This window comes from Enterococcus sp. AZ040 (assembly GCF_050499185.1).
Classification (GTDB): domain Bacteria; phylum Bacillota; class Bacilli; order Lactobacillales; family Enterococcaceae; genus Enterococcus_D; species Enterococcus_D entomosocium.
Map to the genome: position 1 here is coordinate 340,070 of NZ_JBMHEW010000001.1, position 17,393 is coordinate 357,462.

Sequence of the window (17,393 nt, forward strand, 5' to 3'; positions counted from 1 at the left end):
GTGTTATGGGGAAAATTGCAGATAGATACTATACGGTCGATCCGTGGATTATTTCAGAAGAAGGGTTTGATAAAGAACGAAGTGAAGTGTCCGAGTCGATCTTTTCTTTAGCAAATGAATATATGGGCATCCGTGGTTATTTTGAAGAAGGGTACTCGGGAGAACGATTGCTAGGTAGCTACTTCAATGGAATCTACGAAAATAGTCCTAAGGAAAACCGTGTGAAGTATAAGGGGATCATTTCGAGGAGTCATTTTATGGTCAATGCGGTCGATTGGCTATATACCAGAATTTGGTGTGGTGAGGTGTTACTTGACTTAGCTTATTCAGATATCGAATCTTTTCAACGACGACTTGATCTTAGAACAGGTATCTTGACTCGTAGTTTTTATTGGAAACCTGAGAAGGATATCAAATTAAAGGTGACTTTTGAACGTTCACTAGATAGAGCAACGGTATCATTAGGGTATCAGCAGATCTCGTTAAAAGTTATTGAAGGTAGTCCATCCATCTCAATTTTGATGGGGATTGACTTTGCCACGAGCCATCTATCTGAAGGTCAAAATTTTTGGGTGGAACGAGAAAAAGAATCTTCAAATAGGCATGCTTTTTTAGCAGCAGAAACAAGAAGTACTAAGCAAACAATTTATGCTGGCTTTTCTCTATCCGCCACTGAGTCCCTCGACACGCAACTTGTGGAAAGGGATAAATTTATCGGCCGTAAGTTTAACGTTAAACTAGAAGAAGGGATGAACTTTCAAGTAAACCGAAATGCTGTAAATATTGCCGATAAAACCGGACTTGATTTAAATCAACTAAAACAACATTGTCTCACCGATCTGGAAAAAAGTCTTTCCTTTGATGAGATGGAACGAAAGAGTCGCACCTATTGGCAAAACGTTTGGGCTAAGGAAGACATCCAAATCGATGGTGATCCAAGTAATCAACAGGGGATTCGCTACTGCATCTTTCAGCTACATCAAACATACCATGGTCAAGATCCTAGTCATAATATTGGTGCGAAAGGGCTCACTGGTGAAGCATACGGTGGACATGCTTTTTGGGATACGGAAACGTCCTGCCTTCCTTTTTACTTATTGACAAATCTTGATGCAGCAAAAAATTTATTAGAATTTCGCTATCATACTTTGCTGGAAGCCAAAAAACGAGCACGCCAGCTTGATTGCCAAGGAGCTTGTTATCCCATCGCTACATTGAATGGGAACGAAGCCAGCGATCTTTGGCAGCATGCAAGCCTTCAATTTCAGCCAAGCACCGCTGTTGCTTATGGCATCTGGCATTACATGCAGGTAGCGAAAGATACTGAATTTTTGTATGGACACGGGATCGAAATGTTGATTGAAATTTCACGCTTTTTGGCTTCTAGAGGTGATTGGTCTCCAGAAGGTGAATTTGGCTTTTTTGGGGTGATGGGACCAGATGAATTTCAGATGATGGTAAACCACAATACGTATACAAATTATATGGCGAAAAGAACATTCGATTATACTGTAGAGGTATTGAAAAAATTGAAAACGAGTAATGAAACTAGATATAGTACACTTCTATCAGCGCATGGTTTGAGTGAAAAGGAGATTGGCTACTGGCAAATTTGTAGCAAAGAAATGCTTATTTTAAAAACGGAGTATGGTTTGTTTGAACAACATGATGGTTTTTTCAAATTACCTCATGTGGATATCCGCTCGATTCCCATCGAAGAGTTCCCGCTTTATGATCATTGGTCCTATGATCGCATCTATCGTAACAATATGATCAAACAACCAGATGTCTTAATGTTTCTTTTCTTGTATAACCAATCTTTTCCGAAAGCGGAAAAGCAAATCAACTATGATTACTATGAACCAAGGACGATTCACGAATCCTCGCTGTCACCTTCGATCCATTCTATTTTGGCGGCAGAATTGGGAATGGAAAATGAAGCATATCATTTTTTTGAATTTGCCACTAGAATGGATCTGGATAATTTCAATCGTAATACTCGTGAAGGATTGCATATGACTTCGATTGCTGCAGCTTGGATGAATATTGTCTATGGATTTGGTGGCGTGAGAACTGATAGGGAAGGAATAAAACTAGCCCCCACAATTCCAGTTGACTGGAAAAAATATACATTCAAAATTACGTATAACCAATGTTTGATTGACGTGTCAGTCACCCATCAGTCAATCAAAATTTCGCTAATAAAGGGTAGAGCTATTCAACTACAAGTTTATCAAAAGAAACTGACGCTTACTCAAAACCCCATCGTCATTGAGCGATCAACGAAAAGAAGCGTCTGAATTTCTTAGCCCTCATTCGCATAAAAACAACGGTGAAGAAAAGCACCGTTGTTTTTTGTTTTTTTGCAAGCAAGAGGAACTTTTTGTGCGTAATTAAAGATAGGAAAGAGTAGCAAAATATCAAGTATTTCTCCTTTTTCATATAGGAATGCAAAAATTGATTACAAAGTTTCTTGCATTTTTTGTATGATAGAGGGAGGAATAAAGGAGGAAAGTTCACGAATGAAAATAAAGAAATGGATGGCAATTGCCATTATTACCAGTCAATTTTCAACATTGCTGCCAGTATCAGCGGCTGCGGCTGTTTTAACGAGCGAGTCTACTGCTGGTCAAAATACAGCTGAGTCAACGGTTCCGGGAGTGAACGGGCCAACAATGGGCTTGGTCCCTGAAGATGCCGCAACGGTACCAGGAGAAAACGGCGAAGTAGTTCCAGGAGAGTCAACACCTGTTCCTGAACAGCCAACACCAGAACCATTGCCAGAACCGGAACCAACCCCGACGCCAGAACCAACACCAGAAGAACCGGCACCAAATCCTGATCCAGAGCCGAATCCAGAGCCAGAACCAACACCTGAGCCGGCGCCAGAACCAGAAGAGCCAGCACCAAACCCAGAACCAGAGACAACACCAAATCCAGAGCAAGAATCAACACCAAGCCAGCCTTCGCCTGACATCAAAGAAGTACCGAACGTACCAGAGTTGACGGTAACGCCGCCGCAAGAAGATGAGCCAGCAAAATTTGAAGTCACGCCAGTCAAAGAAACGTGGGACTTTATTATGGAGATTGGAGAAGATGCTCGTAAAGTTGGACAAGAAGAAGATCTTTACGCATCGGTCATGATTGCACAAGCGATTTTAGAGTCTGGTAGCGGAAGAAGTCGTCTGAGCCAGGAGCCTTTTTATAACCTATTTGGTATTAAGGGACTTTATGAAGGGAATGGAATTTCCTTCCAAACGCAAGAAGACGATGGTTCCGGTAATTTATACACAGTTCATGCCACGTTTCGCCAATATGACAGTATCGAATCTTCTTTGAAAGATTATGCGAAATTGTTGAAAGAAGGATTGGACCACAATCCGAATTTTTATAAAGGTGTTTGGAAATCAGAAACGGAGTCTTATGAAGATGCCACGGAATATCTGACCGGGCGTTATGCATCAGATACACAATACAATGAGAAGCTAAATGCGCTGATCGAAGCATATGCTCTGACGAGTTATGACAAAGAGAAACCAGAATTACCGACAGGCAGCGAACAGATGATCTATCCTGTCAGCAATCCAGTTGTCTCTTCTGTCTTTGGTCCGCGAGGCAATGGGTTTCATCGTGGAGTGGACTTCGCCGCCCCGCAAGGAACGCCGATCATGGCTAGTCTTTCAGGAACGGTGATCCGCTCAGAGTATCATTCTTCATGGGGGAATTATGTTGCTATCGAGCACAAAGATGGGCTGACGACATTGTATGCGCACAATCATCGCAATTTAGTGGAAGTCGGTCAAACGGTCGAACAAGGCGAAGTGATTGCTTCCATGGGAAGTACGGGGAACAGTACAGGTCCTCACTTGCATTTTGAAGTTAGTCTTTCACCTAGTTTAGCCCGGCATCAACTGATTGATCCATTAGATGCCTTGTCAAAATAACAAAGAATAAAAGAGAGCAGTGTAGCTGCTTTCTTTTTTTTGTCAAGAAAAACGAATCATTTCAGGAAAATTATGCTTTGAGATTTTTTTAGCGCATTCATTTTATCTTGCACGATAAATTTATTCCGAAAACAAGTGTTTTTCTTTGTAAAAAAAACAAAAAGAATTTATGCTAGAAAGGTAGGGAAAAAAATTCCCAAGAGGAATGTCCACTTTAGACAAGGTCGTGTATGCGACTTTGCGATGTCTCTAGTATCCTTTCTTATTTAACCAAGGAGTGTGAAAAATGACTGACGATCAGCAAACAACGAATGTGTCTAATGAAGCAGCGCAAGCAAGTCCACTGTCCTTTGAAGAGAAAGTCATTGAAACAATTGTTGGTGTCGCTTTGCAGTCAATTGATGGCTTGATTAGTGTAAATGGCAGATTTCTTTCAGATATGACCGAAAACCTTGAAGAACAGCCGCAAGTCGCTTCTGGCATCGATGTGGAAGTTGGCAAAGAAGAGGTTGCAGTTGATTTGGAAGTAATCGTGGCTTACGGCAAAGATATCCCCAAACTCTTTGCGCAAGTCCAAGAAGTGGTCTTAGAAGAAATTAGCCGCTTGACTTCTTTAAAAGTTAAAGAGATCAATATTCGAATCGCCGATATCGTCAAACAGGAAACGATCGATCAAATCGAAGGTTGAGCACCACGCAAAAAATCGAAGTACATCAAAGAGAAAGGAAGAATAAACAAATGATATCACTATATACAACACCCAGCTGTACGTCATGTCGTAAAGCCCGTGCATGGTTGACCGAAAATGAACTGCCATTTAAAGAGAGAAACATTTTTAGCGATCCATTAAATAGTGATGAACTAATGGAGATTCTTTCTTTAACAAAAAATGGAACGGAAGACATTATATCTACTCGTTCGAAAGTGTACCAAAAGTTAGACATCGATTTAGAAGAGTTGAAGCTAGAAGAGCTACTTTCATTGATCGAACAATACCCGAACTTATTGAAACGGCCAATTATCTTAGATGAGAACAAGCTCCAAGTGGGGTACAATGAAGAAGACATTCGTAAATTCGTGCCACGAAACTTACGAAAGATCATTTTCAAACGACGCCAAACAGAGCTGCTCATGTTTAATTATCGCCAAAAGCAAGAAGAAGGCGAATCTGTTGCGAACTTTATCTAATAATAGGAACAAAACCGGCAAATGAATACAGCGATGTATCATTGTCGGTTTTTTTGGTATTTTTTCAAGGGTCTTCTTAAGAGGATCAGTAAATCCGTTGATTCCACAAAAAAACACGATTCCAAAAAGGAATCGTGTCGGTTGAAATCTTAAAGTTTTTGGTTGTAGAATTCAACGACTAGTGCTTCGTCAACTTCTGCAGACAATTCATCACGCTCAGGTAAACGAGTTAATGAACCTTCTAATTTTTCGCTATCAAAGCTTACAAATGACGCGCGGCCAGCTGTTGCTTCAACTGCTTCTTTGATTGTTGAGATGTTTTGTGATTTTTCACGAACGCTGATGACTTGTCCAACTTCAACGTGGTATGAAGGGATATCAACGCGTTTGCCATCAACTAAAACGTGACCGTGGTTTACTAATTGACGTGCTTGACGACGAGTAGTTGCTAAACCTAGACGGTAAACAACGTTATCTAAACGTTGTTCTAGCAAGATCATGAAGTTAACACCGTGTTTACCTTCTTTGATTTTGCTTGCTTTGATAAACAATGTACGGAATTGACGTTCGTTCATGCCATACATATGACGCAATTTTTGTTTTTCAGTTAATTGCATGCCGTATTCTGATTTTTTGCCACGGCTGTTTGGTCCGTGTTGTCCTGGAGCGTAAGGGCGACGTGCCAATTCTTTTCCAGTTTCTGATAAAGAAATTCCTAAACGACGAGAAATTTTCCATGATGGTCCTGTATAACGAGACATAATTTAGTTCCTCCAATAAAATAGTTTGGAGTAAAATAATCCGTTGAAAAACTCACATTCGTGCAGTTCGTTCTTCAATCTTCACCTTTGCAGCCGCGGTTACGCAATTGCACCCGAGGGGCAACGAACTGGTGACGAGCTGTTATTTTCCTGCTGCATTATTTTACACAAGGAATAGTATACGACAAACTAGGGGCAAAAGTCAAGATGGAGCTGGCTTTGGATTTGATGAAAACAAATCTTGAAATTTTTCATTAATTACTTATATTTTCAAATATCTCTTTACAAAACAGCTTTTCGTCATTAGAATATGAAAGTATTGTGCAAATGATAACGAAGTGAAATTATTCATAAAAGGAGTAGAAAAAATGAATCCAGTATCCCCATTATTTGAGAAGATCGATTCTTCCATAGAAAAGAAAATCGATCTGATCAAGAGTAGTTATTTGCGTTACGCTGTACGTGCGATGATGGCTTGTTTATTCTTGACCCTCGGAACAGCTATTGCTTTTGCGATCGCTATGAAAGGTGAATCGATGGTTCACGGGTTAGGGAAAATTCTATATGCATTTATGTTTAGCTGGTCTTTAGTCATGATTCTTTATATGAACGCAGAATTAGGAACATCAAATATGTTGTATATGACTGTTGGGGTTTACCGTAAACGTCTAAGTATTCCTTTGGCATTGAAAATTTTGCTTACGTGTGTCTTGTTCAACTTGATCGGCGGGGTGATCTTCGGCTCAATCGTTGCACTGACAGGTCCTTTTCAAGGGCTGACCGCAGACAACTTTATGCTGACCTCGATCACTGCGAAATTAGAAAAATCGACCATCCAAATTTTAGTAGAAGCGATGTTCGCCAATATCGTTGTAAACACAGCTGTGCTAGTAAGCATGCGGATGAAAGACGATGCCGGAAAAGTTGCAGCAATCATTTTCATCATCTTCATCTTTGCTTTCTTAGGATTCGAACACGTTATTGCTAACTTCCCAGCGTTTACCTTAGCTTTCTGGGCTTCAGGCGGACACTTGGCAGGTATGACTGTCGGCAGTGTGATCCATAATTTAGTTTTTGCCTTTATCGGTAACTATATCGGCGGTGGCTTGGTCATGGGGCTGGGCTATGCATGGTTGAACAACTCAAAATCGACCTATGTCGACTAATTAGAACCTACCAAAAGAAGCAGCGATGCTTCTTTTTTTTTCTTTTCTCTAACATTTCTCCAGGAAGAAGCCATCATCCCTTAACGGAGCGTTGAAATCAGCGCCTATTTATGTTAAGAATAAGTATGTACGGTTTTTCTTGCTGTTTTTTGTAAAAATGACCGCAACCAAGACCAAAATCTTAGTTACTTCTTAATAGAAAGCGAGCCTTAACCTTTTATGAATCGGAAATTCTTTGCCTTTGATATTGATGGAACCTTGCTTGACTCGAACAAACAGCCACTAGACAGTACGCTAAAAGCCCTTGATCTTTTACGAGATGCTGGCCATTTCGTGACCGTTGCCACTGGACGCAGTCGTTTCCACGCTCAAGATATTATTCGTTCGTTGTCCTTTGATAATTACATTTTATGTAATGGCGCAGCTGCTTTTCTTTCGCATCAGCAGGTGTATAAAAACTTACTCGATGAAACGCAATTGGCTGCTTTCGTGGCAGAAGCCCAAGAGCTTGGGATCGACACGGCATTTGTCGGGATGGATACAGCGAAACGAGCGTCTTCTTTGGATATTGCTAAAATGGAAGCAGCGATGCATTCTTTTGGTGCCCAACTTCCTGAGTTGGACATGGATTTTCCCGAAGAAAAAGAAGTCTATCAAGCATTGGCTTTTTACGGAAAAGAGTATGAGCATTTCTTTGACGAGAAATACAGCAAACTGCGTTTTGTGCGTTGGCATGAAAACAGTGTGGATGTCGTTCCAAAAGAAGGCTCCAAAGCAGCAACGATCCTGTGCGTCGCGGAACAATTAGGGATAGCGCAAGAAGATGTGATCTGTTTTGGTGATGGCCAAAATGATCGTGAAATGCTGACTGCCGCAGGTGTCGGTGTGGCAATGGGCAATGCGGTCCCTGAGATCCAACAAGTCGCAGATATGGTGACCGCTAGCAATGATGAAGATGGCATCTGGTTAGCCTTGAAAGAATTACAACTGATTTAAAAAGGAATCCTTTAGACATAGCACAGTCGGTTTACGGCATCTGTGCTATGTTTTTTTGTTTTTTCTCGGTCGCAAAGAAAATAAATTGGTACAATAGAAAAAAGGGGGAATGCAGCAAATGAAAATCGCATTGATTGCTCATGATCGAAAAAAAGATGTAATGGTAAAATTAGTGACTGCCTATCGAGAAATTTTAGCGCAGCATGAACTTTTCGCAACAGGAACTACGGGGAAGAGGATCGAAGAAGCAACCCAGTTGCCTGTCCACCGCTACAAATCAGGGCCGCTGGGAGGAGATCAGCAAATTGGCGCCATGATTTCGCAAGATGACTTGGATATGGTGATCTTTTTGCGCGATCCTTTAGCCGCACAACCCCATGAACCAGATGTAACGGCATTGATTCGCTTGTCGGATGTGTACGAGATTCCTTTAGCTACCAATATGGGAACGGCAGAAATCTTGTTGCGGGGGTTAGCAGCCGGCTTTGCTGATTTTCGACAAGTGATCCACGAAACGGACAATCGTCCCTTGTCGTTATAAAGATAGTAGAAGAATTGAAGAAAAAGGACGTGCAGAATTGAAAGCAATCTTAAAGGATTTTTTGACCTATGCAAAAATGAATACTCGCTCAGATGCGATGAGTCAGACCATCCCAACGACGCCGGGACAAGTTGAGTTGGCTCTTTTATTGAAAGATCAGTTGATCGAGATGGGGGTAGCGGATGTTGCTTACTATGAAAAGAATAGTTTTGTGATCGGTCGTCTACCTGGTAATCCTGAAAAAACGGCGATTGGCTTTATTGCCCATGTAGACACGGCAGATTTCGAAGCTGAAAATATTCAGCCGCAGATCCATGAAAATTACGATGGCAAGGATGTTTGTTTAAATAAAGAAAAAGCCATTTATATGACAACTGCTGAATTTCCTAATCTCAAAGACTATGTCGGCGAAACGTTGATCACAACGGATGGAACGACCCTGCTGGGTGCAGATGATAAAGCTGGTATCGCAGAGATCATTGATGCGCTGCGGATCTTACAAACGATGGATGCGCATAAGCGTGGCGATGTCTGGGTCGCTTTTGGTCCTGACGAAGAGATCGGGACTGGCGCTGATCGCTTTGATGCGGCGGATTTTCCAGTAGCATTTGCTTACACGATGGACAGTGGTCGCGTGGGCCATATGGAGTATGAAACCTTTAATGCGGCTCGTATCGATATAACGATCGACGGCACGAGTGTGCACCCTGGAACTGCCTATGGTCGTTTGGTCAACGCCTTGAAAATCGCGCATCAAATCGATGATGCCTTACCAGCAGAGGAAGTTCCTGAACGCACCCGCGGGTATGAAGGCTTCTACCTGCTGCACAATTTGACGGGACATATTGGTCGAGCAGAAGTTTCTTATATCATTCGTGATCACGATCATACGCTTTTTGAACAGCGAAAAGCCAACATCGTGGGGATCATTGATGAACTGAACACAGCCTATGGGCAAGAACGTATCACCTATACGCTGTATGATCAATATTACAATATGGGGGATTTGATCAAGAAAGATCCCCGCAGTATCGAAGCTGCCCGAGCAGGGATGCAAGCGATTGGTGTGACACCGATCGAAGCGCCGTTTCGTGGCGGGACCGATGGCTCGAAAATCACCTATAAAGGCATTCCAACACCGAACTTATTTGTTGGCGGTGAAAACTTCCATGGCCAGTATGAATTTATTACCGTGGAAGCGATGGAAAAAGCCCGTGATTTGATCGTGGCGATCGTGGAACATGTCGGGAAAGAAGACACTACCGTTTCCTAGAGAACGCGGCAACACGCTAGACTAAAGCGAAAAAGTCTAGCGTGTTTTTTTGTTTTGCTGCAAGGAAGAACAGCAAGTGAAAGAACCTTTTTTTTCTGGACCAAAACCCTTATAATAGAAAAGAAGCTAAAAGAGAAGAGGAAAAATGTGTGCGGGTATTATTCATTGGAGATGTAGTTGGTTCATTAGGAAGAGAAACAATCACGGAGTACCTTCCCAAATTAAAGAAGGCGTATCGACCACAGGTGACGATCGCGAACGGCGAGAATGCGGCGGCGGGTCGTGGGATCACTGGTAAAATTTATAAGAAATTTTTGCAAGATGGTGTCGATGTCGTGACATTAGGCAATCATACATGGGACAACCGTGACATTTTTGAATTTATTGGCGATGCGAAGAAAATGATTCGTCCAGCCAATTTTCCAGAGGGAACACCGGGGGTCGGCATGGTGTTTGTGAAAGTCAACACCATTGAGTTGGCGGTGATCAACATGCAAGCTCGCTCGTTCATGGTAGACCTTGATGATCCGTTTCGCAAAATGGATGAATTGGTTGCGATTGCCCGCAAACGTACACCGTTTATCTTTGTGGATTTTCATGGGGAGACTACTAGCGAAAAACAAGCGATGGGCTGGTATTTGGATGGCCGAGTTTCGGCAGTCGTCGGCACGCATACCCACGTACAGACCAACGATGCGCGGATTTTGCCCCAAGGAACGGCTTATTTGTCAGATGTCGGCATGACTGGTCCTTATGATGGGATTTTGGGAATGAAACGCGAACCAGTCATTGAAAAATTTTTGACGGCGTTGCCGCAACGGTTTGAAGTGATTGAAAAAGGCCGCAGTATTTTGTCGGCTTGCTTGCTTGAGATTGATGAAGCCACTGGTAAAGCAAAATCGATCCGTCCGATCCAAATCAGTGAAGATCGCCCGTTTACAGAATAGGAGAAGCATGGAAGAGCAATTAACCAAAGAATCAAACGTTGCCCAAGAGTTGGCTGCTTTGCAAAAGCTTTTGTCTAATCATCCGATCGTTCAAGAATTTCAAGAAATTCAAGTACGAGCCTTGCAAAACCAAGGGCTACTGGAGTTGGAAGAAGCGCTGAAGCAAGCGCAAAAAGAAATCGTTCAATTTGAGCATTATGAGAAACCCGAAGCAAAAAAAGCTGCCGAGCAGCGTTATGCGTCATTGACAAACGAATACGAGCAGCACCCCTTAGTGGTTGCTTATCGCCAAGCGTTACTGCAAGCAGATGAATTGCTGCAATATGTCACGACGGAGATCCAAAAGAAAATGAATAAAGCCATCGAGGAGGATGAAACCAATGCCTCAAAAAACTAAAAATACCCCGATGATGGAACAGTATTTAAGCATCAAGGCTCAGTACCAAGATGCTTTTTTATTCTATCGTTTAGGAGATTTCTATGAATTATTTAATGAGGATGCTGTCAAGGCAGCACAAATTTTAGAACTGACTTTAACCAGCCGCAACAAAAATGCGGAGGAACCGATCCCTATGTGTGGGGTGCCTTACCACGCCGCCAGTAATTACATCGACACCTTGATCGAGCAAGGCTACAAAGTAGCGATTTGTGAGCAAGTGGAAGACCCAAAAACCACCAAAGGAATGGTCAAACGCGAAGTCGTGCAACTGATCACGCCGGGAACGGTGATGGACAGTAAAGGCCTATCCGCCAAAGAAAACAACTTTTTGACAGCTGTTTTGCAGCAAGGGGAGCGTTTTGGCTTTGCCTATGTCGATCTAAGTACCGGTGAATTAAAAGCAGCGCAATTGGAAGATGAAGAAGCCGTCGTCAATGAGGCCGCCGCTCTGCAAACGAAAGAAGTCGTTTTGTGCAGCGAGATTCCTGAATCATTGCAAACGATGTTGACCAATCGCTTGAATGTCGTGTTTTCTAAGCAAGAAACGTTGGAAGAAAATGCCGAATTTCAATTTTTAACGGAATCTCTCTCCCAAGGGTTAGAAAAAGTAGTCACAGGGAAATTGCTAAGTTATTTGGCGATTACCCAAAAACGCAGTTTAGCCCACATTCAGCAAGCCGTGGAATATCAGCCGGATCATGCCTTGAAAATGGATCATTATTCCAAATTCAACTTAGAATTGACGCAGTCGATTCGAACCGGAAAAAAACAAGGGACTCTTTTGTGGTTGCTGGACGAGACAAAGACCGCAATGGGGGGACGTTTGTTAAAGCAATGGTTGGATCGTCCCTTGATCCAGCCAAAGAAAATCACTGCCCGCCAAGAAATGGTCCAATCGTTACTGGACAGTTTCTTTGAGCGAGCAGATCTGCAAGAAGCGTTGACGAAAGTCTATGACATGGAACGCCTAGTCGGACGGGTCGCCTTCGGAAATGTCAATGGCCGCGATTTGCTGCAGTTGAAATCTTCTTTGGAGCAAGTGCCTTTGATCGCGCAATTGCTGCAGGGGATCAACCGTGGCGAGTGGAATGACTTGCTGCTGGAATTAACGCCCTTAGATGATTTGGTTGCATTGATCGAAGCGGCGATCGATGAAGATGCCCCGTTGCAGATCACAGAAGGCAACATCATCAAAGACGGGTTCCATCAACAATTAGATGAATACCGTACGGCGATGCGTAACGGCAAGCAATGGTTGGCGGAATTAGAAGCCAACGAACGTCAAGCGACGGGGGTCAAAAACCTGAAAGTTGGGTTCAACCGCGTCTTTGGCTATTACATTGAGATCACGAAAGCCAATCTAGTGAATTTAGATACCTCTCGCTACGAGCGCAAGCAAACCTTAGCCAATGCGGAACGCTTTATTTCACCCGAGTTGAAAAAACTGGAGACTTTGATTTTAGAAGCCGAAGAAAAATCGGTGGATTTGGAATATCGCCTCTTTCTTGATGTTCGTGAAGAAGTGAAAAAGAGTATCACCCGTCTACAAAAGTTAGCCAAAGCCGTCAGTGCGGTCGATGTCTTACAAAGTTTCGCCACGGTTTCGGAACGCTACCAATACGTGCGGCCGACAGTAGCGAAAAAACGAGCAGTATCGATCATCGATGGCCGTCATCCTGTAGTGGAAAAAGTCCTTGGTCACCAAGAGTACATTCCAAATAGTATCGTGATGGATGAAGAAACAGAGATCCTGTTGATCACAGGACCAAATATGTCTGGGAAAAGTACGTACATGCGGCAGTTTGCCTTGCTAGTCATTATGGCGCAGATCGGCTGTTTCGTACCGGCACAATCTGCAGAGATGCCGATTTTTGATCGGATCTTTACTCGCATCGGTGCCAGCGATGACCTGATCGCCGGTCAAAGTACGTTTATGGTAGAGATGATGGAAGCCAACCAAGCGCTGCGTCATGCAACGCCTAACAGCTTGATTTTGTTTGATGAGTTAGGGCGCGGGACTGCGACCTATGATGGGATGGCATTGGCACAAGCCATCATTGAATATATCCACAAAGAAGTTCATGCCAAAACACTTTTCTCCACCCATTATCATGAGCTGACGGTTTTAGATGAGGAATTGGCACACTTACGCAATGTCCATGTCGGTGCCGTTGAAAAAGAAGGCGAAGTTGTCTTTTTGCATAAGATGATGGAAGGACCCGCAGATAAAAGCTATGGGATCCATGTAGCTAAAATCGCTGGACTGCCAAGTGCACTCTTACAGCGCGCAGCGACGATCCTGAAAGCGCTGGAAGAACATGAACCGACGGTACAACCAAAACCCGTCGTCGAAGAAAGTCAGCAGTTGTCGTTGTTTAGTGAAGTATCTACGGAAGAAATCGGCGTCATCGATCAATTGAAGAAATTGAATCTGTTGGAAATGACCCCGATGGATGCTCTGAATACATTGTACGAGCTGCAAAAACGAATTTAGAAAGAAGGTCAGCAGATGGGAAAGATCCAAGAGCTATCCGAACGTCTGGCGAACCAAATCGCGGCAGGAGAAGTTGTTGAGCGACCGGCTTCTGTCGTCAAAGAATTAGTTGAAAACGCCGTGGATGCCGGCAGTACCCAAATCGATATTTTTATTGAAGAAGCAGGCTTGCGTAAAATCCAAGTCATCGATAATGGCGAAGGAATTGCAGAAGAGGATGTCTTGACTGCCTTTAAACGCCACGCCACCAGTAAAATCCACAATCGAGATGACTTGTTTCGAATACGTACCCTCGGGTTTCGCGGGGAAGCTTTGCCTAGTATCGCTTCGGTTTCGATCCTCTCGATTGAAACGGCAGTCAAAGGCGCCCAACAAGGCTCCTTTGTGCGCTTAAAAGGCGGCGCTGTTGAAGAGCATCTGCCTGCCAACTTGCGACAAGGAACCAAGATCACTGTCGAAAACCTCTTTTACAATACACCGGCACGTTTGAAATATGTCAAGACGCTGCAAACGGAACTTGCGAACATCGGCGATATCGTCAATCGGATCGCCCTGAGTCATCCAGAAGTGGCTTTTCGCCTCGTTCATGAAGGCAATAAGATGTTGAGCACCACTGGAAGTGGGCAGTTAAAACAAACCATCGCCGGGATCTACGGAGTGGAAACGGCCAAAAAAATGATTGCGATCGATACTGAGGATCTCGACTTTAAAGTCACTGGCTTTGTGTCACTGCCAGAAGTTACCCGAGCCAGCCGCAACTATTTATCCACGATCATCAATGGTCGTTATATTCGCAACTTTGCTTTGAATAAAGCGATCGTAGCCGGTTACGGGTCAAAATTGATGGTCGGTCGTTTTCCATTAGCTGTCCTTGAAGTCAAAATGGACCCCTTATTAGTCGATGTCAATGTCCATCCGACTAAGCAAGAAGTTCGTTTGTCAAAAGAAGAAGAGCTAACGAAACTAATCAGTAAAGCCATCAATGAGGCGCTGCGGGAAATCAACTTGATTCCTAACGCGGCTGACAATCTGCGGTTTAAGAAGAAAGTTGCCGATCAGCCAAAAGCCCAGCAGCTTGGCTTGGAACTGGAGTCAGCAGGAAATTCGACTTCTGGTTTGTCTTATAATCGGGAAACCGGGAAATTTGAGGTTCAGGGCAGTACTTATCAACAGACTGTGGATAACTCTGTGGAAAAACCTGTGGAGGAAGGTGGAAAACTTCCAGAAATGCCACAGGGATCTAGCGAAAACCTGTTGGAAGAAACTGAGGAAACCTTTCGCAGTTTGGAAGAGACTCTGCCAAATAAGCCTGTCCGAAAACCATTTGTGGAAGACCAGACGGAAACAAAAGCGCCGCTGCTAGAAGCGCCAGCCTTTCTCTCGGAAGAGACGCCAGAGCTTACGGCGCAAGATCTGCAAAATCAAGCGACTCTGCACCCTGAAATGCATGGGGATGACCGCAACTACCTGAAAACGGTCGAACGGTTACTGGAAGAAGAACCAGCGAAGGAGCGTTTTCCCCAATTGGATTATTTTGGGCAGATGCATGGGACCTATTTGTTTGCCCAAAGCGAGGCGGGGCTCTATATCGTCGACCAGCATGCGGCACAGGAACGAATCAAATATGAGTATTACCGCGAAAAAATCGGCGAAGTGACCAATGACCTGCAAGAGTTGTTAGTGCCGATCGTTTTGGATTATCCCAACAGCGATGCACTGCAATTACAAGAACAAAGCGACAAGCTGGCGGAAGTCGGGATCCATCTGGAATCTTTTGGAAACAATAGTTTCATCGTCCGGGCGCACCCGACGTGGTACCCTAGCGGTGAAGAAGAAGCCATCATCCGCGAAATGATCGACATGTTACTGACCACAGGAAGTGTCAGTGTCAAAAAGTTTCGTGAAGCAACCGCGATCATGATGAGCTGCAAACGATCCATCAAAGCCAATCACTATTTGAATGAAGCGCAAGCCCGGATCTTGTTGCAAGATTTAGCGAAATGCGAGAATCCCTTCAACTGTCCCCATGGTCGCCCGGTGCTGATCCATTTCACCAACAGCGACATGGAGCGGATGTTCAAACGGATTCAAGATCCTCATCGAGCAAGGAGTGGCATGGAATGATTATTTTGGCTTCACAGTCGCCGCGACGCAAAGAATTATTAGCGGAGTTAGTCCCGGAATTTGCGGTCATACCAGCGGATATCGACGAGTCGGTCCAACCAAACGAAGCGGCGATTCCTTATGTCCAACGGATGGCAGCAGAAAAAGCGGCGGCTATTACGCAAGCATATCCTGAAGATCTGGTGATCGCGAGCGATACGACGGTCGTGGTGGATGAAGAAATCTTAGGAAAGCCAGCCGACCGTGAAGATGCTCGTTCGATGCTGCGAAAAATGAGCGGACGTGTCCATTGGGTGCATACCGCCGTCGTTTTACAAAAAGGCAAACAACAACGCCAAGCAGTGGTTTCGGCGGAAGTTGTGTTTCGTTCCTTGACCGATCAAGAGATCGACAAATATCTTGCCTTGGATGAATACCAAGACAAAGCGGGCGCCTATGGGATCCAAGGGGCGGCCAAAGTATTTGTCTCATCGATAAACGGCGATTTTTATACAATTGTAGGGTTTCCTGTCACTACGGTCTATCAGTTGTTGCAAGAGTTTATGGAGGAGGAATAAGGATGGATGTTTCTGGTAGTTGTCTTTGCGGCAAAGTCACGATTGACTTGACTGGAGTTGCGAAAGAAATCACGGTTTGTCATTGTAGTCTCTGCCAGAAATTTCACGGCGGACCGATGTTTGCTCTTGCGCCATGTTCTGAGAACCAGATGGCTCTTCAAGGAGCGAAGTGGCTGCGACGTTACGATTCTTCTGAGTGGGCACAGCGAGGATTTTGCAGTCAATGCGGCTCGAGCCTGTTCTTTTACCTCAAAGAAGCACACACCTATTTTTTTGCGGCTGGGTTGTTTGGCAACTTGCCAGAAGCTGTCTTAACCGAAGAAATCTATACAAAAGACCAACCGCATTTTTACCATTTTGTGGAACCAACGACTCGTTGGCAAAAGCTGCAAAACCCTTAAGCAATTTGAGCAAGTCATTTTACATTCGCTAAGAAAAAAGGCATGATAGAGCATACAGGATGAGTCTAGAGGAAAAGCAGGTGAAAAAATGACAGATAAAAAAGAATTAAAAGAAAAATTGTCACCGATCGAATATGCGGTGACCCAAGAAAATGCAACCGAACGCCCCTTTACTGGCGAGTATGATGATTTTTATGAAAAAGGGATCTATGTTGATATCGTCAACGGAGAACCATTGTTTGCTTCTACTGATAAATATGACGCAGGTTGTGGCTGGCCGTCCTTTTCGAAACCGATCAGTCGCCAAGATATTCAAGAAAAAGCCGATTTTTCTCACGGCATGCATCGGGTAGAAGTCCGCAGCAAAGAAGCTGACTCTCATTTAGGACATGTTTTTTCAGACGGTCCTCAGGACAAAGGCGGTTTGCGCTATTGTATCAACTCGGCAGCATTGAAGTTCATCCCTTTAGCAGAAATGGATGAAAAAGGCTATGGCGAATTCAAATCACTCGTTGAGTAAGTATTAGGAACTGTGTGCGAAAAAAAGACGCAGCAGCATGTC

The 17,393-nt window shown here is 43.8% G+C and carries 16 protein-coding genes; 15 read left to right on the forward strand and 1 reads right to left on the reverse strand.

All coding sequences use genetic code 11. The features are described 5' to 3' along the window. Positions 1–5 precede the first annotated feature (5 nt). The 4 genes from IGK63_RS01640 (at position 6) to spx (ending at position 5,132) form a co-directional block, all read left to right on the forward strand. Positions 6–2,300 (forward strand): glycoside hydrolase family 65 protein, encoded by a 2,295-nt coding sequence (locus IGK63_RS01640; protein WP_016611471.1) that lies wholly within the window; start codon positions 6–8, stop codon positions 2,298–2,300. A 222-nt stretch (positions 2,301–2,522) separates the two neighbouring features. Further along, entirely contained in the window at positions 2,523–3,944 is a 1,422-nt protein-coding gene (locus tag IGK63_RS01645; protein ID WP_280517192.1) for a peptidoglycan DD-metalloendopeptidase family protein, read from the forward strand. A gap of 286 nt (positions 3,945–4,230) precedes the next feature. Further along, positions 4,231–4,632 carry an Asp23/Gls24 family envelope stress response protein gene (locus IGK63_RS01650; protein ID WP_005227156.1) on the forward strand — a complete coding sequence of 134 codons (402 nt, stop codon included), beginning with the start codon at positions 4,231–4,233 and terminating at the stop codon, positions 4,630–4,632. A 50-nt stretch (positions 4,633–4,682) separates the two neighbouring features. Next, positions 4,683–5,132, forward strand: a complete 450-nt coding sequence (gene spx / locus IGK63_RS01655; protein ID WP_008376310.1) for a transcriptional regulator Spx — start codon at positions 4,683–4,685, stop codon at positions 5,130–5,132. Positions 5,133–5,281: 149 nt separating this feature from the next. Here the strand turns inward: spx and rpsD are convergent, their stop codons facing one another. Next, positions 5,282–5,893, reverse strand: a complete 612-nt coding sequence (rpsD, locus tag IGK63_RS01660) for a 30S ribosomal protein S4 (RefSeq protein ID WP_005227158.1) — start codon at positions 5,891–5,893, stop codon at positions 5,282–5,284. A gap of 368 nt (positions 5,894–6,261) precedes the next feature. On the opposite strand from rpsD, the gene IGK63_RS01665 reads away from it, so the two are divergent. From IGK63_RS01665 to msrB, 11 genes are all read left to right on the forward strand, one after another. Continuing rightward, entirely contained in the window at positions 6,262–7,059 is a 798-nt protein-coding gene (locus IGK63_RS01665; RefSeq protein WP_005227159.1) for a formate/nitrite transporter family protein, read from the forward strand. A gap of 219 nt (positions 7,060–7,278) precedes the next feature. Next, positions 7,279–8,055 (forward strand): Cof-type HAD-IIB family hydrolase, encoded by a 777-nt coding sequence (locus IGK63_RS01670; protein ID WP_005227160.1) that lies wholly within the window; start codon positions 7,279–7,281, stop codon positions 8,053–8,055. A 118-nt stretch (positions 8,056–8,173) separates the two neighbouring features. Beyond that, complete coding sequence (locus IGK63_RS01675; RefSeq protein ID WP_008376307.1) at positions 8,174–8,596, forward strand: methylglyoxal synthase; 423 nt, start codon at positions 8,174–8,176, stop codon at positions 8,594–8,596. A 37-nt stretch (positions 8,597–8,633) separates the two neighbouring features. Then, entirely contained in the window at positions 8,634–9,869 is a 1,236-nt protein-coding gene (gene pepT, locus IGK63_RS01680; protein ID WP_016611469.1) for a peptidase T, read from the forward strand. A 149-nt stretch (positions 9,870–10,018) separates the two neighbouring features. After that, positions 10,019–10,816: a TIGR00282 family metallophosphoesterase gene (locus IGK63_RS01685; protein WP_010748642.1), complete on the forward strand. Its 798-nt coding sequence runs from the start codon at positions 10,019–10,021 to the stop codon at positions 10,814–10,816. Positions 10,817–10,823: 7 nt separating this feature from the next. Further along, complete coding sequence (locus IGK63_RS01690) at positions 10,824–11,213, forward strand: YlbF family regulator (RefSeq protein WP_008376299.1); 390 nt, start codon at positions 10,824–10,826, stop codon at positions 11,211–11,213. Next, positions 11,197–13,749, forward strand: coding sequence for a DNA mismatch repair protein MutS (gene mutS, locus IGK63_RS01695; RefSeq protein WP_034872074.1), 2,553 nt, complete (start codon positions 11,197–11,199; stop codon positions 13,747–13,749). The genes IGK63_RS01690 and mutS overlap by 17 nt, the downstream gene beginning before the upstream one ends. Positions 13,750–13,764: 15 nt before the next feature. Beyond that, positions 13,765–15,873, forward strand: coding sequence for a DNA mismatch repair endonuclease MutL (gene mutL, locus IGK63_RS01700; RefSeq protein WP_016611466.1), 2,109 nt, complete (start codon positions 13,765–13,767; stop codon positions 15,871–15,873). Further along, the gene (locus IGK63_RS01705; RefSeq protein WP_016611464.1) at positions 15,870–16,430 is read left to right on the forward strand and encodes a Maf family protein; all 561 of its coding nucleotides are present in this window, start codon (positions 15,870–15,872) and stop codon (positions 16,428–16,430) included. Before mutL ends, IGK63_RS01705 begins: the two co-directional genes overlap by 4 nt. A gap of 2 nt (positions 16,431–16,432) precedes the next feature. Further along, a complete protein-coding gene (locus IGK63_RS01710) occupies positions 16,433–16,831 on the forward strand; it encodes a GFA family protein (RefSeq protein WP_016611463.1) in 399 nt (132 codons plus the stop codon). A gap of 88 nt (positions 16,832–16,919) precedes the next feature. Then, a complete protein-coding gene (msrB, locus tag IGK63_RS01715) occupies positions 16,920–17,351 on the forward strand; it encodes a peptide-methionine (R)-S-oxide reductase MsrB (RefSeq protein ID WP_008376288.1) in 432 nt (143 codons plus the stop codon). Positions 17,352–17,393 lie beyond the last annotated feature (42 nt).